This is a genomic window from Streptomyces sp. NPDC086147 (assembly GCF_040702165.1).
Taxonomy (GTDB): Bacteria; Actinomycetota; Actinomycetes; order Streptomycetales; family Streptomycetaceae; genus Streptomyces.
Genome location: NZ_JBFBJO010000007.1, coordinates 219,358 through 240,378, shown reverse-complemented (window position 1 = coordinate 240,378; position 21,021 = coordinate 219,358). Strand labels below are relative to the sequence as shown.

Genomic DNA, 21,021 nt, shown 5'->3' with positions numbered 1-21,021 from the left:
CCTGATCCGGGCGCTCCTCCCGGTCGGGGCCGTACCCCTACGCCAGCGTCTCGTTCACCAGCCGTGCCCACTGGGTGACCACCCGTTCGCGGCGGGCGCGGTCGTCGGTGAGGAGGGTGGCGAGGCCGAGGCCGCGGGCCATGTCCAGGAGGCCCTGGACGGTCTCGCGGACGCCGGGGCGGGTCTCGTCGGCGCCGAGGACCTCGACGGCGATGCGGTGGGACTCGCGGCCGACGCGGGCCTCCAGCTCGGTGACGCGGGCGCGGAGCTGGTCCTCGCCGGTGGCGGCGACCCAGAGGTGGAGGGCGGCCCGGAAGAGGGGGCCGGTGTAGAGGTCCACGAGGGCGGCGACGGCCGCCTCGCGGTCGTCGGAGGGCAGCGCCCGCAGCGCCTGGGAGCGCTCCTCGGCGACGTACTCGACGGCGGCCGTGAAGAGGTCCTCGCGGGTGGGGAAGTGGTGCTGGGCGGCGCCACGGGAGACGCCGGCCCGTTCCGCCACCACGGAGACCGTCGAGCCCGCCCAGCCGTGCTCGGCCAGACAGGACACGGCGGCCTCCAGGAGCCGCTGCCGGGTGGCGCGGCTCCTGTCCTGCTTGGGTGCGGTCACAGCCGCCATGCGGGGTCCCGTCGTTCGAGGAAGGCCGTCATCCCTTCGCGCGCCTCGGCGGAGGCGAAGAGCGTGGCCGACCTCTGCACCAGGTCCTCCGCGTCGCTCTCGAAGGTCTCCAGGACTTTAGCGGTGACCAGCCGTTTCGATTCCCGCAGGCCCTGCGGGGAGGCCGCGCGCAGGGCGTCGAGGATGCCGTCGAGGGCGTCGTCGCCCGCCGTCACCAGGCCCATGGCGACGGCCTCCGGCACCCCGAACCGCTCGCCCGTCAGGTAGTAGCGGGCCGCCGCGCGCGGTTCCAGCCGGGGCAGGAGGGTCAGGGAGATGACGGCGGGCGCGACCCCGATCCGTACCTCCGTGAGGGCGAAGTCCGCCCCCTCCCCCGCCACCACCACGTCGCACGCGCCGAGCAGGCCGAGGCCGCCCGCGCGCGCGTGGCCGGTGACCCGGCCGACGACGGGCTTCGGCAGCTCGACGATCCGCCGGAGCAGGGCGACGAAGTCGTACGGGCTCGGGGGCGCCTTCAGGTCGGCGCCGGCGCTGAAGGTGGTACCGGCGTGGTCGAGGACCACGGCCCGTACGCCCGGGTCCTTGCCGCACGCGGCGAGCGCGTCGGCGAGCTCGCCGACGAGGGCGGCGGAGAGGGCGTTGCGGGTGGCGGGCGAGTTCAGCGTGAGGGTGGTGACGCCCCGTTCCTCGGACGTGGTGACGAGTGTGGTCATGCGCGTTCCCTCAGTTCCCTTCGGAGGATCTTCCCGGACGCGGCCCGGGGGACGGTGTCGACGAACTCCACGTCGCGGACCTTCTTGTACGGGGAGACGCGCGCGGCGACGTGCGCGACGACCTCCTCGGCGGTGAGGCCGGGCGCGGAGGGCTGGCGGACGACGAAGGCCTTGGGTATCTCGGTGCCCTCGGCGTCGGTGACGCCGATGACGGCGGCGTCGGCGATGCCCTCGTGGGTGAGGAGCAGCGCCTCCAGTTCGGCGGGGGCGACCTGGAAGCCCTTGTACTTGATGAGTTCCTTGACGCGGTCGACGACGAAGAGCCAGCCGTCGTCGTCGACGCGTCCGACGTCGCCGGTGTGGACCCAGCCGTCGGCGTCGATCATGGCGGCGGTGGCGTCGGGGCGGCCGAGGTAGCCCTTCATGACCTGGGGTCCCCGGATGGCGATCTCGCCCTCCTCGCCGGGCGCGGCGTCCTTCGCGGGGTCGTCCAGGGAGAGGATCCGCATCTCGGTGGAGGGCAGGAGCCTGCCGACGGTGCCGGGCGGGGGCGTCTCGGCGTCGAGCGGGACGACGTGGGTGCCCGGGGAGAGTTCGGTCATGCCGTACGCCTGCCGGACCGGCGGGAGTCCGAGCCGCTTCGAGCAGGCCTCGGCGAGGGCGGCGTCGAGCGGGGCGGCGGCGCTGACGATGTACTCCAGGGAGGACAGGTCGTAGTCGGCGACGGCCGGGTGCTTGGCGAGGGCGAGGACGATCGGCGGGGCGACGTACAGGCCGTTGATGCGGTGTTCCTGGACGGCGCGCAGGAAGGTGTCGAGCTCGAAGCGGGGCTGGACGACGACGGTCGCGCCCTGGCGCAGGGGCGCGTTCATGAGGGCGGTGAGGCCGTAGATATGAAAGAAGGGCAGCACGGCGAGGATCCGGTCGCCCGGCCCCATCGGGATGAACGGCTCCAGCTGGGCGAGGTTGGTCGCGATCGAGGTGTGCGTGAGCATCACCCCCTTGGGTACCCCGGTCGTGCCGGACGAATACGGGAGGGCGGCGACGTCCTCGTCGGGGTCGACCTCGATCTCGGGGACGGGTCCGGTGGAGCCGAGGAAGGCCTGGAGGGAGCGGACCGTCTCGCCCTCCGAGGGCTGGTCGCAGAGGAATATCTCCTCGATCCCGCCCGCGAGTTCGGCGGCCGCGCGGGCGGCGGGGAGCAGGGGCGAGACGGTGACGATCCAGCGGGCGGAGGAGTCGCGGAGCTGCTTGGCGAACTCGGCGGGGGTGGCGAGCGGGTGGACGGTGGTGACGGACGCGCCGGCGCGGGTGGCGGCGTAGAAGGCGATGGGGAAGAGCACGGTGTTGGGGCTGTGCAGGGCGAGCACGTCGCCCTTGCGGACGCCGGCCTCGGCGAGCCCGGCGGCGACGAGCCGGTGGAAGGCGTCGACCTGGGCGTACGTGAGGGTGAGCGCGCCCTCCGCGCCGGAGCCGTCGACGAGGGCCGGGGCGTCCCCGTACCCGGCGGCGCGGCCGAGCACCGCGTCGTGGATGGGGAGCGAGACGGCCCGGACGTCCTCGTACGCGCTGTGGAACACCATGTGTGACCCCCTGGAGAGGTGGAAGGTGAGCGACAGGATCGCGGGTGGGGCGGCGACTTGGGGAGACCTTGTCAGTACCCCGTAGAACAATCAAGCACGCATGCATGATTTCGGGGCGGTGCCTGTGCGGGCGCACGAGGAAACCGGTACGGCCCCGCACCGAAGCGCGGGGCCGTACCGGAACGAGTCCTCGCCGCCCTGTGAGGGCGACGCGGGAGACTTACATGCGCCCGTCCCGCACCGCGCCGGCATCTCGGCGACGACCTCAAGCCGCGGCCGACCTGGCCCGACGGCCACCGGAGCCGCGTCGAACGGCTCCCCCGGGCTCCGTCGTCGGTACGGCGGATCGCCCGGCTCGCCCGTACGCGCCCCCACCTGACGGCAAGGACGTCGTGGACGCCCATGAGCGGGGTCACCGCGCCGCGTCGTCCGAACCGGCCCGCGTACCTTCGAATTTCCGCTCCCGCCGAGGTCAACAGCCGGTTAGCCTGCCCGCATGGTCTTCAAACGTCTTCTCGGCATGGGCGGCATACCGCTCGAAATCGACACCCTCGTCCAGGCCGAGCCCGCGCTGCCCGGCGGCATCCTGAGCGGGGAGGTCGTGCTGCGTGCTCCCGACCGGCGCATCGAGGTGAAGTCGATCTACCTGCGGCTCGTCACCGACGCGCCGGTGGCCCACAAGGGCGACGGCGACGGCGACAGCGGTGACACCTTCGACTACCCGAGCGTGAGCGGCTACTTCACCCTGGAGAAGGGCGAGGAGAAGCGTCTCCGCATCCGTCACCGGCTCAAGTGGGAGACCCCGCTGAGCGAGGTGAAGGGACAGAAGCTCGGGGTCCACCTCGGCCTGCACACCGAGGTCGAGGCCGAGGGCGTCAAGGCCCAGACGGACGACGACCTCGTGCACATCACCGCGCTGCCGCTCCACGAAGCCGTCCTCGACGCCTTCGCCGCCGAGGGGTACGCCCTGCGGACCTCGCGCGTCCACAGCGGGAACATCCCCCGCACCGAGTACCACGTCTACCGGACGCAGGGGTTCCTGCTCGTCGACGAGCGGAGCTCCGGGCAGGGCCGCCCCAAGGAGCTGGAACTGCACTTCCACACCAACGCGGTCGGCTGCGAGATCTTCCTCCGCAAGGCCCGGATCGGCGAGCGCTACTGGAAGCAGAAGCCGCCGGCGCGCCGCTACGTCGCCGCCCACCACGAGGTCGGCCGGGTGGACTTCGGCGAGGCTGTCCGCCGCTGGATCGGCGAGGTCGGCCTCCTGGGCGACAGCCACGCCGCCGACGACGACGAGGACTGACCGTTCCCGTTCCCGCGGGCCGGGAACGGCAGGGCCCGCCCCGGCCCGGCCCGCGGGAGGCCCCGTCTCAGTACGACTTCGGCAGCCCCAGCGTCTGGTGGGACACGTAATTGAGGATCATCTCGCGGCTGACCGGCGCGATCCGGGCCACCCGGGCCGCCGTGATCAGGCGGGCGAGGCCGAACTCCTTGGTGAGGCCGTTGCCGCCGAGGGTGTGGACGGCCTGGTCGACGGCCTTCACGCAGGCCTCGGCGGCGGCGTACTTGGCCATGTTCGCGGCCTCGCCCGCGCCGAAGTCGTCGCCCGCGTCGTAGAGCTGCGCCGCCTTCGCCATCATCAGGCGGGCCAGCTCCAGCTCGATGTGCGCCTGGGCCAAGGGGTGCGCGACGGCCTGGTGGGCGCCGATCGGGGCCTTCCAGACCTGGCGCTCCTTCGCGTACTTCACGGCCTGCGCGAGCGCGTACCGGCCCATGCCGATCGCGAACGCGGCCGTCATGATCCGCTCCGGGTTGAGCCCCGCGAAGAGCTGGAGGAGGCCCGCGTCCTCGTCTCCCACGAGCGCGTCCTCCGGCAGGCGCACGTCGTCGAGGGTGAGCTCGAACTGCTTCTCGTCCGCGTCGAGTTCCATCTCGATGTGGCGGCGCCCGAAGCCGGGCGCGTCGCGCGGCACGATGAAGAGACAGGGCTTGAGCTTCCCCGTGCGCGCGTCCGACGTGCGGCCCACGATCAGGGTCGCGTCCGCGATGTCCACGCCCGAGACGAAGACCTTCCGGCCGTTGAGGACCCAGCCCTCCTCCGTGCGGGTCGCCGTGGTCGTGATGCGGTGCGAGTTCGAGCCGGCGTCGGGCTCGGTGATGCCGAACGCCATCGTCCTCGTGCCGTCCGCGAGCCCCGGCAGCCAGGCCCGCTTCTGCTCCTCCGTGCCGAAGCGGGCGATGACCGTGCCGCAGATCGCGGGCGACACGACCATCATCAGGAGCGGCGCGCCGGCCGCGCCCGCCTCCTCCAGGACGATCGACAGCTCGGCCATGCCGCCGCCCCCGCCGCCGTACTCCTCGGGCAGGTTCACGCCCAGGTAGCCGAGCTTCCCGGCCTCGGCCCACAGTCCGGCCCGGTCGAAGCCGGGGCCGTGGCGGTGGCCGAGCGCGGAGACGGCGGCGCGGAGCGCGGTGAGCTCTTCGGTCTCGATCATGGTGCTCATGCGGACGGGTCCTCCTGTGCTTCGGTCGGTACGGATGCCTGTGCGTGTACGACGGCGAGCAGGGCGCCGACCTCGACCTGGCGGCCGGGGGCGGCGTGGAGCGCGGTGAGCGTGCCGGAGGCCGGAGCGGTGACGCGGTGCTCCATCTTCATGGCCTCCAGCCAGAGGAGCGGCTGCCCGGCGGTGACCCGGTCGCCGACGGCGAGGCCGTCCGCGACCCGGACGACGGTGCCGGGCATGGGGGCGAGCAGGGAGCCGGGCGCGGTCTGCTCGCGGGGGTCGGTGAAGCGGGGGCGGGCGGTGAGGCGGTGGCCTCCCACGTGGACCGTTCCGTCCTCGTAGGCCGTCACGTCGAAGTGGCGGACCACACCCGCCGTTTCGAGGCTCACCCGGTCCGGGGCCGCCGCCACGACCCGTACCCCTTCCGGCGCGGTGACCTCGTACCCGCCGTCCCGTGTCGGCCGGTAGCGGACCTCGTGGTCTTCCCGGTGGCTCCCGTAGGGGTCCCCGTACGTCCGCGTCTCGTCCTGCGAGCGGAGGTTCCGCCAGCCGCCGCCGAAGCGGCCCCGGCGGGCGGAGGCGGCGGCGAGGGCGGCGGCGACGGCCGCGAGCTCCCCGCCCTCAGGGGCGGTGGTGAGGGCGGGCAGGTTGCGGTCGTAGAAGCCGGTGTCGAGGCGGTCCGCCGTCGCGTACTCCGGGTGGCGCAGGGACGCGACCAGCAGGTCCCGGTTGGTGACGGGGCCGTGGATCCGGGCCCGTTCCAGGGCGCGGGCGAGCTTGCGGACGGCCTCGGCGCGGGTGGCGGCGTGGACGGTGACCTTGGCGATCATCGGGTCGTAGTGGACGCCGATCGCGTCCCCCGAGGCGTAGCCGGTGTCGAGCCGGACCCCTTCCGGTACGTCGAAGAGGTGCAGGGCGCCCGTCTGCGGGGCCCAGCCCCGGGCCGGGTCCTCCGCGTAGAGCCTCGCCTCGATCGCGTGGCCGCGCGGCGCCGGGGTCTCCGGCGACAGCTTCTCGCCCTCGGCGACGGCGAGTTGGAGGGCGACGAGGTCGACCCCGTAGACCTCCTCCGTGACGGGGTGCTCGACCTGGAGGCGGGTGTTCATCTCCAGGAAGTGCGCCCGGCCGTCCGCGACGAGGAACTCGACCGTGCCCGCGCCGACGTAGCCGACGGCCTTGGCGGCGCGGACGGCCGCGTCCAGGAGGGAGGCCTCCAGGGCGGCGGGCAGACCGGGGGCCGGGGCCTCCTCGATCACCTTCTGGTGGCGGCGCTGGAGGGAGCAGTCGCGGGTGCCGAGCGCCCAGACCGTGCCGTGCGCGTCGCAGAGGAGCTGCACCTCGACGTGGCGGCCGTCCTCCACGTACGGCTCGACGAAGACCTCGCCGTCCCCGAACGCGCTCGCCGCCTCCGCCGACGCCGACTCCAACTCTCCTGTCAGATCGGCCAGTTCGCGTACGATCCGCATGCCCCGGCCGCCGCCGCCCGCCGCCGCCTTCACCAGGACGGGCAGGTCGGACTCCGTGACCCGGGCCGGGTCCAGGGGCTCGATGCCGAGGAGTTCCTTGGCGCGGGTCTTCGAGGCCATGGCCTCGATCGCGGCCGGGGGCGGGCCGATCCAGACGAGCCCGGCGTCGATGACCGCACGGGCGAAGCCGGCGTTCTCGGAGAGGAAGCCGTAGCCGGGGTGGACGGCGTCCGCGCCCGCCGCGAGGGCCGCCGCCACGATCAGGTCGCCGCGCAGGTACGTCTCCGAGGGCGCCGCCCCCGGCAGCCGTACCGCCGCGTCGGCCTCCCTGACGTGCAGCGCGTCGGCGTCCGCGTCCGCGTACACGGCGACGGTGGAGATGCCGAGGTCACGGCAGGTGCGGAAGACCCGGCAGGCGATCTCGCCCCGGTTCGCGACCAACAGCCTGGAGATCATGACTCGCCTCACATTCGGAAGACGCCGAAGCCGCCGCGCGCGCCCTCGACCGGTGCCGTGTGGATCGCGGAGAGGCACAGCCCGAGGACCGTGCGGGTGTCGCGGGGGTCGACGACCCCGTCGTCGTAGAGCCGTCCCGAGAGGAACATCGGCAGCGACTCGGACTCGATCTGCGCCTCGACGAGCGCCCGCAGACCGGCGTCGGCCTCGTCGTCGTACGGCTGCCCCTTCGCGGCGGCGGAGGCCCGCGCCACGATCGACAGGACGCCCGCGAGCTGCTGCGGGCCCATGACGGCCGACTTGGCGCTGGGCCAGGCGAAGAGGAAGCGGGGGTCGTAGGCCCGGCCGCACATGCCGTAGTGCCCGGCGCCGTAGCTCGCGCCCATGAGGACGGACAGGTGCGGGACCCTGGAGTTCGAGACCGCGTTGATCATCATCGCGCCGTGCTTGATGATGCCGCTCTGCTCGTACTCCTTGCCGACCATGTAGCCGGTGGTGTTGTGCAGGAAGACCAGCGGGACGTCCCGCTGGTTGGCGAGCTGGATGAACTGCGCGGCCTTCTGCGACTCGGGCCCGAAGAGGACGCCCTGCGCGTTGGCCAGGATGCCGACCGGGTAGCCGTGCAGCGACGCCCAGCCGGTGACCAGGCTCGGCCCGTACAGCGGCTTGAACTCGTCGAAGTCCGAGCCGTCGACGATCCGGGCGATCACCTCGCGCGGGTCGAACGGGGTCTTGAGGTCGCCGGGGACGATCCCGAGGAGTTCCTCCCCGTCGTACTTCGGCGGCTCGACGAAGGCCGGGTCCGGATCCGGGTGCGCCTTGCGGTGGTTGAGGCGGGCGACGATCCGGCGGGCCTGGCGCAGCGCGTCGGCCTCGTCCACGGCGTAGTGGTCGGCGAGGCCGGAGGTCCGGGCGTGCATCTCGGCGCCGCCGAGGGACTCGTCGTCGCTCTCCTCGCCCGTCGCCATCTTCACCAGCGGCGGTCCGCCGAGGAAGACCTTCGACCGCTCCTTGATCATCACGGCGTGGTCGGACATGCCGGGGACGTACGCGCCGCCGGCCGTCGAGTTGCCGAAGACGACCGCGATCGTGGGGATCCCGGCGGCGGAGAGCCGGGTGAGGTCGCGGAAGAGCGCCCCGCCCGGGATGAAGATCTCCTTCTGGGAGGGCAGGTCGGCGCCGCCGGACTCGACGAGCGAGACGACGGGGAGCCGGTTGGCGTACGCGATCTCGTTGGCGCGCAGGGCCTTCTTCAGGGTCCACGGGTTGGAGGCGCCGCCGCGCACGGTCGGGTCGTTGGCGGTGATCAGGCACTCGACGCCCTCGATCACCCCGATCCCGGTGATCAGGGAGGCCCCTACGGTGTAGTCGCTGCCCCAGGCGGCGAGCGGCGACAGCTCCAGGAAGGGGCTGTCGGGGTCGATCAGCAGCTCGATCCGCTCGCGGGCGAGCATCTTGCCGCGCTTCCGGTGCCGGGCCGTGTACTTCTCTCCGCCGCCCGCGAGGGCCTTGGCGTGCTCGGCGTCGAGGGCGGCGAGCTTGTCGAGCATGGCGGCGCGGGCGTCGGCGTAGTCGGATCCGCCGGTGTCGAGGGCGGAGGCGAGGACGGTCACGGGGATTCCTCTCGGGGGGCGCGGCGGGGTACGGGGCGGGCGGGGGTCACAGCAGCCCCTCCGGTACGTCCACGTGGCGGGAGCGGAGCCACTCGCCGAGGGCCTTGGCCTGGGGGTCGAAGCGGGCCTGGGAGGCGACGCCCTCGCCGAGGATCCCGGCGACGGTGAAGTTGAGGGCCCGCAGGTTCGGCAGGACGTGCCGGACGACGGGCAGGTCCGCCGTCTCGGGCAGCAGCGCGCGGAACCGTTCGACGGTGAGGGCGTGGACGAGCCAGCGCCACTCCTCCTCCGTGCGCACCCACACGCCCACGTTGGCGTCGCCGCCCTTGTCGCCGCTGCGGGCCCCGGCGATCCGGCCGAGGGGAACGCGGCGGACGGGCCCGTCGGCCGGCGGCTCCGGAAGCTCGGGCTCGGGCACGGGCTCCAGCTCACGGCTGTGGGCCGGTACGGGAATCCCCTGCCGGGTCCCGTCGGGGAGCACCGCCGTGTGCGGGACCTCGGCGGCGTCCACGTACACCGTCTCGAAGACCCCGTAGGGGGAACCCTTGGCGGGTGGGGCGGTGACGTGGAAGCCGGGGTAGCTGGCGAGGGCCAGTTCGATGGCCGCCCCCGTCAGGGTGCGGCCGACGGCGTCGGGGCCGGGGTCGCGGACGACGAGCCGGAGCAGGGCGCTCGCGGTCTCCTCGGTGGCGGCGTCGGGCCGGTCGGTGCGGACGAGGTCCCACCGCACCTCCGCCGGACGGGACCCGCCCCGTACGAAGGCGTCCTCGATCTGGTCCCGCACGAGCGCGGCCTTGGCCTCGGCGTCGAGGCCGGTGAGGACGAAGACGACCTCGTTGCGGAAGCCGCCGAGGCGGCTGAGCCCGGCCTTGAGGGTGGGCGGCGGGGCCTCGCCCCGGACGCCCTCGATCCGGACCCGGTCGGGGGCCTCCTGGACGAGCCGTACGGTGTCGAGCCGGGCGGTCGCGTCGGGTCCGGCGTACCGGGCGCCCGCCGTCTCGTAGAGGAGCTGGGCCGTCACCGTGCCGACGTCGACGAGGCCGCCGGTGCCGGGGTGCTTGGTGATGACGCAGGAGCCGTCGTCGTGGAGTTCGGCGACGGGGAAGCCGGGGCGGCGCAGGAGGGCGGGGTCGTGGTCGCGGAAGAAGGCGTAGTTGCCGCCGGTGGCCTGGGTGCCGCACTCCAGGACGTGCCCGGCGACGACCGCGCCCGCGAGCCGGTCGTACTCCTCCGGGCCCCAGCCGAAGTGCCACTGCGCGGGCCCGGTGACGAGGGCGGCGTCGGTGACGCGGCCGGTGACGACGACGTCGGCGCCGGCGGCGAGGCAGGCGGCGATGCCGGCGCCGCCGAGGTAGGCGTTGGCGGCGAGGGCGCCGTCCCGGGCGGGCAGCCGGTCGCCCTCGACGTGCGCGACCCGTACGGGCAGTCCGAGCTTGTCGGCGAGGGCGCGCAGGGCGTCGGCGAGTCCGGCGGGGTTGAGGCCGCCGGCGTTGGTGACGATCCGGGTCCCGCGCTCGTGGGCGAGGCCGAGGCCCTCCTCCATCTGGCGCAGGAAGGTCTTGGCGTACCCGGCGGCCGGGTCCTTGAGCCGGTCGCGGCCGAGGATGAGCATGGTCAGCTCGGCGAGGTAGTCGCCGGTGAGGACGTGCAGCTCGCCGCCGGGGCCGCCGCCGGTGAGCATCTCGCGGACGGCGTCGAAGCGGTCGCCGTAGAAGCCGGAGGCGTTGCCGATGCGGAGGACCACTAGGCCTCCCCGGGCGTGGTGCGGGCCGGGCGCCCCGCGCCCGCGGGTCCGGCGAAGGCCTGGGCGATGGTCAGCCAGTGCGCGGCGTCGAGGCCGTGGGCGACGAGGGCGGTGTCGTCGCGGTGGAGGCGCTGGGTGACGAGGAGGCAGAAGTCGAGGGCGGGCCCGGTGACCCGCTGGGCGGCGCCCTCGGGCCCGTACGTCCACAACTCCCCTCTCGGCGATACGAGTTCCACCCGGAAGGGTTCGGCGGGAGGCTGCTCGCCCCGGACGAAGTAGGCGTAGTCGCGGGCGCGGTGGCCGATCCAGGCGACGTGCCGGAGGCGGGCGGTCGGGGCGCGGACGACCCCGAGGGCGTCGGCGACGTCCTGGCCGTGCGCCCAGGTCTCCATCAGCCGGGCGGTGGCCAGGGCGGAGGCGCTCATCGGCGGCCCGTACCAGGGGAAGCGGGTGCCGGGCGGGGCGGTGCGCAGGGCCTCCTGGAGCCGTGCGCGGTCGGCGCGCCAGCGGGCGAGCAGCTCGGCGGGCGGCAGCGCGGCCCCCTCCTCGGCGCCCTCGTCGACGAAGCGGTCGGGTGCGACGAGGGCCTTCTCCGTCTCGGCGGCGAAGGCGTCGGCGTCGGTGGCGGCGAGGAGGGCGGCCCGGTCGGTCCAGGCGAGGTGGGCGATCTGATGGGCGACCGTCCAGCCGGGGGCGGGGGTCGGAGCCTCCCACTGCTCTCCACTCAACTCGCTTACGAGAAGGTCGAGTTCTTCACTCTCGTCGCGCAGGTCGTCGAGGAGGACGACGGGGTCGGACACGGTGCGCTCCCCTCGGGGACGGGCGGTCCCGGTCACGGGCCTTCGCGGAGGAGCATGGCAGCGGGGAGAGAAACAAGCAAGCGTGCTTGCTTTAGTTTTGGAAAGAGCTTGAACCGACCCCGCCCCGACCTACGCCCGGGACCGCCGCATCAACGAGGCGAGGGAGGCGGCGCCGACGACGAGGGCGAGGGAGCCGAGGGGGAGGATGGCACCGGGCCCGCTGTCGAGCACGTCGACGCCGTGGCCGACGGCGGCGACCCACCCCGCCGTCCCGACCGCCACCATCGGACCGACCTTTCGCTCCCCGGTGATCCGCATGCCGATCCACAGGACCAACGGCATGAGCAGGAAGGTGTTGACGAGGGCAGAGGTGAACGCCTGGTCGGAGGAGTAACCACCCCCGGCCCCGAGGGCGGTGGAGGCCTGGGCGGTGAACGACAAGTAGAGGGTGTCGGACAGGACCAGATGGGAGGCGGCGACGCCGACCGACGAGACGATCAGCGCTTTGAGGAGGCGGGGGAGGGCGGGGGTGGTTGCGGATGACGCCATGACACCCGACTATACGCACCATGTATACATCGAGTTTATAGACCCCGGACGTTGGTCATCGTCCGCGCGGAGGACACGCCCGTACGCCCACTCCCAGGCGGCGGCATCCGGCCGGTGGGAAGGCAGCGCGGTCCCGCCGCGCCGGAACGTTCGGCTCGCCCCGGTGAAGGGTTCGGTTCAACCGGTCCTGCGGTGTGCGTGCCAGGTCGTGGCGGCAGCCGCGAGGCGCAGGGTCCACGGGTCGGGGTCGGCGTTGCCGATCTCGGACCAGACGTTGGCGTTGGCGGCGGCAAAGGCGGTGACGCCCTCGGCGGGGGCGGTGTGCCAGGAGGGGATTTCGGCGGCCCAGCGCTCGGCGGATGCGGGGTCGTGACCGGCGGCGATGAGCCAGATGGCCGGTACCACCCTGCTGGCCGTCGGGAGCGACGAGCAGACCCGGCAAGCCGTAGGCGCTTCCCTTCGTGCCGTGGAGCTGTACCACGCCGGGCCGGAAGCCGACCGCTCCCCCGGCGATCTCCAAGCCGCCCACCTGGACCTGGCCACGGCCTATCTTGCCAGCGGCGAGGTTGAGAAAGCCGGTGCGAAGCTCTCGGAAGTGTTCACCGCTGAGGTATTCACGGCGAGCATCACCATCAGGCTCCGCAATCTGGCCGCGCTCCTCGGAAGCGAGCCGTACCGTGGCGCGCAGTCGGCAGTCGATCTCCGCGCGCACATTCACGAGGTGACCGTCCGGCCCGCTCTCGCCAGCAACCTCACGGAGGCCCGATGACCGCTCAACCCACGCCTGATCATTTGGTCACCGACCGCAGCCTCCTTTCCACCAAGGCGTACGGCACGGGTCAGCACCTGGCCGCCCGCCAATCCCTCTACCGGTGGCAGACCCCCAGCCACGACCTGCCGGGCATCGTCGTGAACGAACTGGCCGGCGTACGCGGGACGGTCGCGGACGTGGGGTGCGGAAACGGGAAGTTCGTCGCCCGGGTGCGGGAGGACCGTCCCGACCTGAACATGCTGGCCATGGATGTCTCTCACGGCATCCTCGCCGCGATCCCTGGAGCCGTCGTCGCGGACGCCCAGCAGTTGCCAATCGCGGATGGGGCCCTTGGTGCGGTCCTTGCGCTCCACATGCTGTACCACGTCGAGGACCAGGCCCAGGCCGTGCGGGAGCTGGGCCGTGTACTGGCGCCCGGCGGAATCGCGATCGTCTCCACCAACAGCAGGACCGACAAGCTGGAACTGGAGCACCTCTGGCGCCGAGCCGCGGGCGATGTGCTGGGCATCCAGGAGGGCCCGGCCCGAGTGCAGCTCTCTGCTCGCTTCACCCTGGAGGACGCGCCCGCGATCCTCGGTGCGGTCTTCGGCGAGATCCGTACGATCCCCCTGCCAGGAGTGATCGAGGTGACCGACGCCGAACCGGTCGTCGCGCACTTGGCCTCGTACGAAGCCTGGGCGGACAAGATGGGCGTTCCGTTCCGGGAGACGATCGAGCGCGCGCGGGAGCGGGTCGACGAGACCATCCAGACAGAGGGCGCCTTCCGGGTCACCTGCTTGGGCGGCATACTCGTCTGCCAGGGACCAGGTCGGTAGAAAGAGGTCACCCTCGGGCCCAGTGGGCCAGGCGTGGACCGCCATCGGCGGCGAGGGATCCCGGGGACGAGGAACCAGCAGGTCAGCCAGAGTGAAGGTGCTGCCCGCAGCACCCTCTCGAAAACCGCCGTGGACGCGATGTTCGGGACACGCGCCGACCGCCACCGCACCGGCCTCTTCCGGCGGTCACGGTGTCGTACGTCCTCACCCCTTCGCCGCAGCCGCCAACGCCCGCCCCGTCAACGAGTCCTCCCGCTCCGCCAGTTCAGCCGGCGGCCCGGCGAAGAGCAGGCGGCCTCCGTCCGCGCCCGCGCCCGGGCCGATGTCGATCACGTGATCGGCCTGGGCGACGACACGGAGGTTGTGTTCGACCACGACGAGGGTCGCGCCCGCGTCCACGAGGTCGGCGAAGAGCGCGTCGAGGCGTTCCACGTCGCTGGGGTGCAGGCCGGTCGTCGGCTCGTCGAGGACGATCCGCTCCTCGGTGAAGCCGGAGCCGAAACCGGAGCCGGAACCGGCCCCGGAGGCGGAAGCCGCGGCGCTGAGGTGGCGGGCCAGCAGCAGTCGCTGCTTCTCGCCGCCGGAGAGGGTGTCGAGCGACTGCCCGACGGCGGTGTAGCCGAGCCCGACGCGCTCCAGCCACCGCATCGGCCCCGCGATGCCGGGGTGGTCGGCGAAGAGGTCGGCCACGGGCCCCGCCGACATCCGCAGGACGTCGGCGATCGTGTGGCCGTCCAGCTCCGCCTTCAGGGTCGTGGGGTTGAAGCGCTCGCCCCCGCAGGCGTCGCAGGGGGTGGCGACGTCGTCCAGGAAGGCGAGTTCGGTGGTGATGTGGCCCTTGCCCCGGCAGGCGGGGCAGGCGCCCTTGGAGTTGAAGCTGAACCAGGACGGTTCGAGCCCGGACACGGCGGCGAACGCCTCGCGCACCCCGTCGGCGACGCCGAGGACGCTCAGCGACATCGACCGCACGCCGCCGCGCAGGGGGTCTTGTCCGACCACCGTGAACTCGCGGTGCTGACGCGGGAGTTCGTCGACGGCGAAGGAGCTCTTGCCGGAGCCGGCGACGCCCGTGACGGCGGTGAGGACGCCGATCGGGACGTCGACGTCGAAGCCGGTGAGGTTGTGCGCGGAGGCGCGCTCGACCCGGACCCGGCCGCGCGGCTCGCGGACCTCGCGCCGCAGCTCCAGCGGCGTCGAGAGCAGCCGCCCCGTGAGCGTGTCGCTCGCCCGCAGCTCCTCCGGCGTCCCCTCGAACCGTACGAGACCGCCCTCCGACCCCGCTCCCGGCCCCATGTCGACCACGTGGTCGGCGACGCGGATCACCTGGGGGTGGTGCTCCACGACGAGGACGGTGTTGCCGGCGTCGCGCAGCTTCAGCAGGAGCTGGTTGAGGCGCCGCACGTCGGCGGGGTGGAGACCGGTGGAGGGCTCGTCGAAGACGTAGGTGATGTCGGTGAGGGCGCTGCCGAGGTGCCGGACGATCTTCACGCGCTGCGCCTCGCCGCCCGAGAGCGTCGAGGACTCGCGGTCGAGCGAGAGGTAGCCGAGCCCGACCGAGAGCAGCGCGTCCAGGGTGTGGCGGACGCCGGCGAGGGCGGGCGCGACACGTGGATCGTCGAAGTCCCCCAGTACGCGGCGGAGTTCGGCGACCGACATCGCCGACCAGTCCACGATCGAACGCCCGTCGACGAGGCTGGCGCGGGCGGCCTCGTTCAGGCGCGTGCCGTCGCAGGCGGGGCAGACGCGGTGCGTGGTGAGGCGCTCCAGCTCCTCGTGGACCTGCGGGGAGATCTTGGCCGGGCGGTTCTTCACGTACACGTCGCGCATCCGGGTGACGACGCCGTCGAAGCGGGCGGTCTTGGGGAAGCGCGGGTCCGGATCCGGCAGCTTGAGCTGCTCGGCGTAGAGGAAGAGGTTCCTCTCCTCCTCCGTGTAGTCCTTCAGCGGCTTCTTCCGGTCGAAGAGGCCGGAGTAGGCGAAGCGCTTCCAGCGGTAGACGCCGGGCCGGAACTGGCTGAACCGCACGGGCCCCTCGTCGATGTTCTTCTCGGGGTCGATCAGCTCGTCCACGTCGATGTCGACGACGGTGCCGAGGCCCTCGCAGTCGGGGCACATGCCCGAGGGGTCGTTGAAGGAGTACGCGGGCGAGTACCCGGCGGAGGGCTCGCCGATCCGGGAGAACACGAGCCGGAGCAGCGGGGCGATGTCGGAGGCCGTGGCGACGGTGGACCGGGCGTTCCCGGTGAAGCGGCGCTGGTCGATGATGGCGGTGAAGGTGAGCCCGCTCATCGACTGCACCTCGGGCGCCGGCATGTGCGGGAGCCGGTTGCGCACGAAGGAGGGGTACGAGTCGTTCACGAGGCGCTGCGCCTCGGCGGCGACGGTGTCGAGCACGAGCGAGGACTTGCCGGACCCGGAGACGCCGGTGACGACCGTCAGGGCCTTCTTGGGCAGGTCGACGGTGACGTTCCTGAGGTTGTTGGCGGCCGCTCCCACGACACGGATGACGGATTCGTCTGCGACGTTGCGGGCGTTCGCGTTCATGGGCGCCATCATGGTGCGGCCGGGGGCCGGGGAGGTGCGCCACGCGCCCGGTGCGGCGAGGCCGACGAGGAAATCCCCCTACGGAACCCCTACGGAGAACGAACGGCGCGCGGCCCGTACCTCCGCCAGGTGTACGGGCCGCGCGCTCTGCTTCACCGGGCCCGCGGTACGGGGGGAACCACGGGCCCGGCGTTCTGGAGCGGTCCCACGCGCTCCCCCTCCGTGTGCCCGGGAAGCGGCGGGGCATGCGCGCCTCCACGCGAGGTTTCCAGAAAACTTTTCCCGGGCCCGGGCCCGGGCCCATCCCCGACCGACGGCCTCACCCGAGCCCGGTGAAACGGCGCGGCCGCGGGACGAGCTCGCCCCCGCAGTTGGGGCAGATGCTCCCCATCGCGTCGGCACACCCCACGCAGAAGCTGCACTCGTACGAGCAGATCCGCGCGGGCCCGTCCGCCGCCAGGACCACCGTCTCGCAGCGCTCGCACCGGTTCCGCATCTCCAGGGCCATGATCGGCTCCCCTCCCTCGTACGACTGTGACCACCCATGCTCCTCACCCGCCCCGCCCGCCTCAACAGTCCGGCGGCCAGGATTCGACGGAATCGGGCCGCCTGTTCGGCCCGTTCGGGCGGCGGATAGCGTGCGGGCATGACGACTACGGGGAAGCAGCGGGTCCTGTACCGGCAGGGCACCGGGTTCTGGCGGATGACGGCGAAGTGGGTCGTGGTCTTCGGGGCCCTGTACCTGTTGGACGGCGGGTTGGTCCGGTCGTGGGGCGACGCGCTCGTCTGGCCGCTGATCGGGATCCTGCTGTGGGTGCCGTTCGGGATCGGTGTCGTCTGGTACGCGCGGAAGGACCACCTGGTCACCCTGACGACGCGGGAACTGCGCGTACGGCGCAAGCGGCTGCCGATGGACCAGGTGAACCTGCTGCACGTGGCGCGGCTGTGGCTGGAGGGCCGGTCGACGGCGGACGAGCGGCCGGTGGCGGAGTGGACGCGGTCCGACCGGGTGGTGTGGGTGCCGCTGCACGACGGCCGGGCCTACGGCGTGGAGTTCCGCGACCCGGCCGCGTTCGCCAGGACCTTCGGCGACTTCGCGGTCACGGCGTGCGGCGGCCCGGAAGCGGTCCGCGCGAGGGCCGCGACGGCCACGTACCCGGAACCGCGCCCGATGCGGGCCCGCTCGGCCGACAACGGGTCGGGGACGGGTCTGCTGGATCTCTTCGACTGAGCACCGGAGGAATACTGAGCACCGGAGGAATACGGCAGGGGAGACGGGCCGCCGGATCGCCGGACTGACAGGCCGGCGGGCTCCGGCGGGATTCCCTCGATCCGGCCGGTACTCGGCGTGCGGGACCGCACGTGCCCACGCCGCCTCGTACGCCGTGACGTACCGCGCGGACAGGCGAACGGCCCCGTACGGTCAGGTGCCGTGCGGGGCGCCCGCCCCGGAGCGGGGGAGTTCACCGCACCGGGGCCGCGCCGCGACGCGCACGCGTCGCCCGGGTCCGGCGCGGGCGGTCACGGGCCCGTGCTTCCCTCGAACTCGCCCATGTTGATCAGGCTCACGCGATGGTCCCAGGCATCCCACCACACCTGCTTCCGCGAACCCCAGTAGTGAACGCCGTAGCTCATGAGCTCGCCGTGCGTCTTGTTCTCCCGCACCCGGTCGGGTCTGCCGAACGCGGTCAGGAGTTCCTCGTACGAGGTCAGGTGGGCGAAGTGGGACAGGTGCGGGCCGTGGAGGGCGAAGCCCACGACCGTTCCGCCACGCACCTTGTAGGTCAGCTCGTCGGCGCAGTACAGGAACCCGTCCGAGCGAACGGCGTGGTCGACGACCTCGTCGAGGGTCAGCCGCCGCCCTTCGGCGTCGAAGTACTCACTTCCGGTGGCGGTCCCCCCGCGGTACCGGGCGACCAGGGAGGACTGGGCCTGGACGATGCTCCGGCGCGGGACGTCGGTGGCCGGTGCCCCCAGGGCCGTGCCTCCCATCCCGACGGTCGTGAGGTCGATGTACGGCTGGAGCAGTACGTCGAGGTCGTCGAGGATTTCGATCACCACCGGAGTCTAATTCCCCCCGGCCCCGGAGCCGTTGAGCGCCGGACTCAGTGCCGGACCAGGCAGAACGGGTGCCCGGCCGGGTCCGCGTACACCAGCCGGCTCCGGTTTCCCTCCCCCGCGTCCAGGAGGGTCGCGCCCCGGGCGAGGACCTGGGTGTGGGCGGTGTCGAGGTCGGGGACGCCGAAGTCGAGGTGGGACCGCTGGGGGGCCGCCGGGTCCGGCCACGTCGGCGGGCGGTGGCCGGGGACGCCCTGGAAGCAGAGGACGAGGCCGCCCGGAGCGTGCAGCGTGGACCAGCCCTCGCCGAGGGCCCGGCGCCGGTCCGGGCGGTCGACCTCCCCGCCGAGCACGGCCCGGTAGAACTCCGCGAGCGCGCGGGGCTCGGGACAGTCGAGGACGAGACACCGGAGGTCGGCGATCACCTGGGGAGCCTGGGCCGTGTCCGGCGGATCAGGGCCGGGGCCGTTTCGTTCGGATCGTCCGGTCGTGCCGTCGACCGACGCGCGGTCGGCGCGGATCGAGCTCTCGCTTCCGGACCGGACGCCGAAACCGCGCACGCCGAACGCCACCGCGAGGCGGGGACGCCCGGTCTCCCGCTTCACCGGTCTCGGAAGGATCTTGGGTGATCTAATGACCGACGGCCCCGCGGGCGTCGGTCGTCATTTTTGTCATGAATGTGGCGAGATGAGGGGTCCGGCCGGGCGGGGCCCGCTCCCTACGCACCCCCGCCGAGGGGTGCGTTTTTCTCGTTCGACGTCAAGGGATGTGAAGAGCTGGATGAGGAGACCTTCCATAGCGGTGGGCTCGGTGGCGCTGTGCTTCGCTCTGCTCGGCCTGTCCACGAGCGCCGGTAGCGCGACCGCCACGCCCGGGCAACCGGCGGGGACGGCCGCGGCGTTCGACGGCGCGGCGGACACGCCGACCGGCAAGGCCGCCGGGCCGGGCACCGGTGTCCGCCACGACTACAACGGTGACGGCCGCAGCGATCTGGCCGCCTGGTACGACTACGCGGACGGGCACGACGCCGTACGCACCTTCCTCGCGGGCCCGACCGGCGCCTTCGCCGCGCCCGGGGTGGGCTGGGAGACCCCCGCGGGCAACTACTGGGCCGAGAACATGAAGCGCCTCACCGGCGACTTCAACGGCGACGGCGTGGGCGACCTCGCGGCCTTCTACGGTTACGAGGACGGCCGGGTCACCCTGCTGACCTGGCTCGGCCGGGGAGACGGCGGCTTCACGGGGCCCCTCCATTCCTGGACCGCCGCGCCGGGCAACTGGAACTTCGACGCCATGACCGCCCAGGCCGGCGACTTCAACGGGGACGGCCGTGACGACGTCGCCGTCTGGTACGCCTACGGGGACGGCAGCGACAAGCTCTTCACGATGCTCGCCCGCCCGGACGGCGGTTTCGGCGCGCACTCCTCCTCCTTCGAGCGGGCCCCCGGGGACGGCTGGCACGTCAACCGCATGAAGTTCGCCACCGGCGACTTCAACGGGGACGGCCGTGACGACCTCGCGGCGCTGTACGGGTACCGGGACGGCAGTGTGAAACTGATGTACTGGGCCGGGCGGACCGACGGCGGGTTCGCCGAGCCCGTGCACGGCTGGGAGTCCACGGGCTGGACGTTCCGGCAGGCGAGTCTGCACGCGGGTGACTTCGACGGTGACGGCCGTGACGAACTGGCCGCCTGGTACGACTACGCGGACGGGCACGACGCGGTGATCGGCTTCCGTCTCGGCACGGACGGAAGGTTCGGCGACCGGCGGGACATGCTGACCCTCCCGGCGGGCTCGTACGACCGTTCGCGCATGAAGATCGTCACCGGTGACTTCGACGGGGACGGCCGCGACGACCTGGCCACCCTCTACGGCTACGCCGACGGACGGGTGAAGACGATCACCTTCACCGCGAGGGCCGACGGTGCCCTCAACAGCCCCCTGCACAGCTGGGAGTCCGAGCCCGGCAACTGGACCTTCAGCCAGGTCCACATGATGGAGGGGTACACCAGCCCCGCCACGCTGCCCTACTGTCCCGCGGTGTTCGGGCACGGCGGGTGGCCCACGGAGGCGGACGGCTGGCGAGAGGACCAGATCCGTGCGGCGAACCACCCCAGGGGCCTCGCCCAGGAGAAGAGCTGGGGCGCGGCCGGGGTGGAGGCCGATCTGCGGCTGACCAAGGACGGCAGCAAGGCCGTGATGTGGCACAACAAAACCACCTACGGGCTGACCGGATCGTCCGCCTCCATCTCGGATCTGACGTGGTCGAACGGAACGAACCCGCTCAAGGGGCGCACCATCACGCGCGGCCCCTACCAGGGCGAGACCGTGTACACGTTCCGCGAGTGGCTCGACAGCGCCAAGTCCCTCGGCATGGTCGTGTTGGTGGAGGTGAAGGGCGAGACGAAGGAGTACCTCCTCCACAGCGACTCGTCGATCAGGGAGGCGGCCTGGAAGGAGGTGCTCGACCCGATCAAGGAGCGCATCGCGTCCCAGGAGATCATGATCTACACGAGTGACACGGACCTGGATCCGGAGCTCCGGAGCCGGGTCGGCGCCGCAGGCCTCTCCGCGACCCTCACCGGCCATCCCACGTGGGGGCTCGACACCGTCAAGTGGCAGGAGCCGCCCCTGCCGGCCTCCGGCAACTACGCCTCCTGGCAGCGGGCGCTGGACGCCGAGCCGACCCGTGTGGCCACCTCGTGGACGAAGGGCCTCACCGACTGGATGGACGGACGCTGCGTCTGACGTTCGCCCCGGGCCGTGGGGGAGGCGAGGGAGTTCGCCT

General features: G+C 72.7%; 18 protein-coding genes and 1 pseudogene. 5 read left to right on the top strand and 14 right to left on the bottom strand.

The genetic code is table 11. From position 1 onward, the window contains the following. Nucleotides 1-37: 37 nt before the first annotated feature. From AB0398_RS18465 to AB0398_RS18455, 3 genes are read right to left on the bottom strand one after another with little or no spacing between them, the layout of a single operon-like run. Nucleotides 38-616 carry a TetR/AcrR family transcriptional regulator gene (locus AB0398_RS18465; RefSeq protein ID WP_366376283.1) on the bottom strand — a complete coding sequence of 193 codons (579 nt, stop codon included), beginning with the start codon at nucleotides 614-616 and terminating at the stop codon, nucleotides 38-40. Then, entirely contained in the window at nucleotides 604-1,329 is a 726-nt protein-coding gene (locus tag AB0398_RS18460; RefSeq protein WP_366376281.1) for an enoyl-CoA hydratase family protein, read from the bottom strand. The genes AB0398_RS18465 and AB0398_RS18460 overlap by 13 nt, the downstream gene beginning before the upstream one ends. After that, the gene (locus AB0398_RS18455; RefSeq protein ID WP_366376279.1) at nucleotides 1,326-2,912 is read right to left on the bottom strand and encodes an AMP-binding protein; all 1,587 of its coding nucleotides are present in this window, start codon (nucleotides 2,910-2,912) and stop codon (nucleotides 1,326-1,328) included. The genes AB0398_RS18460 and AB0398_RS18455 overlap by 4 nt, the downstream gene beginning before the upstream one ends. A 496-nt stretch (nucleotides 2,913-3,408) precedes the next feature. Here AB0398_RS18455 and AB0398_RS18450 point away from each other — a divergent pair, with 496 nt between their 5' ends. Beyond that, the gene (locus AB0398_RS18450) at nucleotides 3,409-4,215 is read left to right on the top strand and encodes a sporulation protein (protein ID WP_366376278.1); all 807 of its coding nucleotides are present in this window, start codon (nucleotides 3,409-3,411) and stop codon (nucleotides 4,213-4,215) included. A gap of 67 nt (nucleotides 4,216-4,282) precedes the next feature. Here the strand turns inward: AB0398_RS18450 and AB0398_RS18445 are convergent, their stop codons facing one another. The 7 genes and pseudogenes from AB0398_RS18445 to AB0398_RS18415 all read right to left on the bottom strand — a co-directional run. Beyond that, a complete protein-coding gene (locus AB0398_RS18445; protein ID WP_366376276.1) occupies nucleotides 4,283-5,416 on the bottom strand; it encodes an acyl-CoA dehydrogenase in 1,134 nt (377 codons plus the stop codon). Continuing rightward, complete coding sequence (locus AB0398_RS18440; protein ID WP_366376274.1) at nucleotides 5,413-7,338, bottom strand: biotin carboxylase N-terminal domain-containing protein; 1,926 nt, start codon at nucleotides 7,336-7,338, stop codon at nucleotides 5,413-5,415. Before AB0398_RS18440 ends, AB0398_RS18445 begins: the two co-directional genes overlap by 4 nt. Nucleotides 7,339-7,346: 8 nt before the next feature. Then, entirely contained in the window at nucleotides 7,347-8,951 is a 1,605-nt protein-coding gene (locus AB0398_RS18435) for a carboxyl transferase domain-containing protein (protein ID WP_366376272.1), read from the bottom strand. Nucleotides 8,952-8,997: 46 nt separating this feature from the next. Then, entirely contained in the window at nucleotides 8,998-10,695 is a 1,698-nt protein-coding gene (locus AB0398_RS18430) for an acyclic terpene utilization AtuA family protein (RefSeq protein WP_366376270.1), read from the bottom strand. Then, nucleotides 10,695-11,495, bottom strand: a complete 801-nt coding sequence (locus AB0398_RS18425; protein WP_366376269.1) for a TIGR03084 family metal-binding protein — start codon at nucleotides 11,493-11,495, stop codon at nucleotides 10,695-10,697. Before AB0398_RS18425 ends, AB0398_RS18430 begins: the two co-directional genes overlap by 1 nt. A gap of 129 nt (nucleotides 11,496-11,624) precedes the next feature. After that, a complete protein-coding gene (locus AB0398_RS18420) occupies nucleotides 11,625-12,044 on the bottom strand; it encodes a hypothetical protein (RefSeq protein WP_366376267.1) in 420 nt (139 codons plus the stop codon). 177 nt (nucleotides 12,045-12,221) lie between these two features. Continuing rightward, nucleotides 12,222-12,437 (bottom strand): annotated as a pseudogene (locus AB0398_RS18415) (aminoglycoside phosphotransferase); the annotation flags it as partial. Nucleotides 12,438-12,510: 73 nt separating this feature from the next. Between AB0398_RS18415 and AB0398_RS18410 the strand changes: the two are divergent. Further along, a complete protein-coding gene (locus AB0398_RS18410) occupies nucleotides 12,511-12,813 on the top strand; it encodes a hypothetical protein (RefSeq protein ID WP_366376265.1) in 303 nt (100 codons plus the stop codon). After that, a complete protein-coding gene (locus tag AB0398_RS18405) occupies nucleotides 12,810-13,631 on the top strand; it encodes a class I SAM-dependent methyltransferase (RefSeq protein WP_366376263.1) in 822 nt (273 codons plus the stop codon). The genes AB0398_RS18410 and AB0398_RS18405 overlap by 4 nt, the downstream gene beginning before the upstream one ends. A 204-nt stretch (nucleotides 13,632-13,835) precedes the next feature. On the opposite strand, the gene AB0398_RS18400 is transcribed toward AB0398_RS18405, so the two are convergent. Beyond that, nucleotides 13,836-16,175 carry an excinuclease ABC subunit UvrA gene (locus AB0398_RS18400; protein WP_366376262.1) on the bottom strand — a complete coding sequence of 780 codons (2,340 nt, stop codon included), beginning with the start codon at nucleotides 16,173-16,175 and terminating at the stop codon, nucleotides 13,836-13,838. 319 nt (nucleotides 16,176-16,494) lie between these two features. Further along, nucleotides 16,495-16,683 carry a DUF1272 domain-containing protein gene (locus AB0398_RS18395; protein ID WP_366376260.1) on the bottom strand — a complete coding sequence of 63 codons (189 nt, stop codon included), beginning with the start codon at nucleotides 16,681-16,683 and terminating at the stop codon, nucleotides 16,495-16,497. Nucleotides 16,684-16,821: 138 nt separating this feature from the next. Here AB0398_RS18395 and AB0398_RS18390 point away from each other — a divergent pair, with 138 nt between their 5' ends. Further along, nucleotides 16,822-17,406 carry a hypothetical protein gene (locus AB0398_RS18390; protein ID WP_366376258.1) on the top strand — a complete coding sequence of 195 codons (585 nt, stop codon included), beginning with the start codon at nucleotides 16,822-16,824 and terminating at the stop codon, nucleotides 17,404-17,406. Between the two features lie 290 nt (nucleotides 17,407-17,696). Here the strand turns inward: AB0398_RS18390 and AB0398_RS18385 are convergent, their stop codons facing one another. Both AB0398_RS18385 and AB0398_RS18380 read right to left on the bottom strand, forming a co-directional pair. Continuing rightward, nucleotides 17,697-18,233, bottom strand: coding sequence for a hypothetical protein (locus AB0398_RS18385; RefSeq protein ID WP_366376256.1), 537 nt, complete (start codon nucleotides 18,231-18,233; stop codon nucleotides 17,697-17,699). Nucleotides 18,234-18,280: 47 nt separating this feature from the next. After that, a complete protein-coding gene (locus AB0398_RS18380; RefSeq protein WP_366376254.1) occupies nucleotides 18,281-18,658 on the bottom strand; it encodes a VOC family protein in 378 nt (125 codons plus the stop codon). Nucleotides 18,659-19,013: 355 nt separating this feature from the next. Here AB0398_RS18380 and AB0398_RS18375 point away from each other — a divergent pair, with 355 nt between their 5' ends. Then, complete coding sequence (locus AB0398_RS18375) at nucleotides 19,014-20,981, top strand: FG-GAP-like repeat-containing protein (RefSeq protein WP_366376252.1); 1,968 nt, start codon at nucleotides 19,014-19,016, stop codon at nucleotides 20,979-20,981. Nucleotides 20,982-21,021: the final 40 nt, after the last annotated feature.

Bases quoted from the DNA above. Each gene is read 5' to 3' on its own strand.
- AB0398_RS18465 (WP_366376283.1), bottom strand. From the start codon at position 616: ATGGCGGCTGTGACCGCACCCAAGCAGGACAGGAGCCGCGCCACCCGG.
- AB0398_RS18460 (WP_366376281.1), bottom strand. From the start codon at position 1,329: ATGACCACACTCGTCACCACGTCCGAGGAACGGGGCGTCACCACCCTC.
- AB0398_RS18455 (WP_366376279.1), bottom strand. From the start codon at position 2,912: ATGGTGTTCCACAGCGCGTACGAGGACGTCCGGGCCGTCTCGCTCCCC.
- AB0398_RS18450 (WP_366376278.1), top strand. From the start codon at position 3,409: ATGGTCTTCAAACGTCTTCTCGGCATGGGCGGCATACCGCTCGAAATC.
- AB0398_RS18445 (WP_366376276.1), bottom strand. From the start codon at position 5,416: ATGAGCACCATGATCGAGACCGAAGAGCTCACCGCGCTCCGCGCCGCC.
- AB0398_RS18440 (WP_366376274.1), bottom strand. From the start codon at position 7,338: ATGATCTCCAGGCTGTTGGTCGCGAACCGGGGCGAGATCGCCTGCCGG.
- AB0398_RS18420 (WP_366376267.1), bottom strand. From the start codon at position 12,044: ATGGCGTCATCCGCAACCACCCCCGCCCTCCCCCGCCTCCTCAAAGCG.
- AB0398_RS18405 (WP_366376263.1), top strand. From the start codon at position 12,810: ATGACCGCTCAACCCACGCCTGATCATTTGGTCACCGACCGCAGCCTC.
- AB0398_RS18400 (WP_366376262.1), bottom strand. From the start codon at position 16,175: ATGAACGCGAACGCCCGCAACGTCGCAGACGAATCCGTCATCCGTGTC.
- AB0398_RS18395 (WP_366376260.1), bottom strand. From the start codon at position 16,683: ATGGCCCTGGAGATGCGGAACCGGTGCGAGCGCTGCGAGACGGTGGTC.
- AB0398_RS18390 (WP_366376258.1), top strand. From the start codon at position 16,822: ATGACGACTACGGGGAAGCAGCGGGTCCTGTACCGGCAGGGCACCGGG.
- AB0398_RS18375 (WP_366376252.1), top strand. From the start codon at position 19,014: ATGAGGAGACCTTCCATAGCGGTGGGCTCGGTGGCGCTGTGCTTCGCT.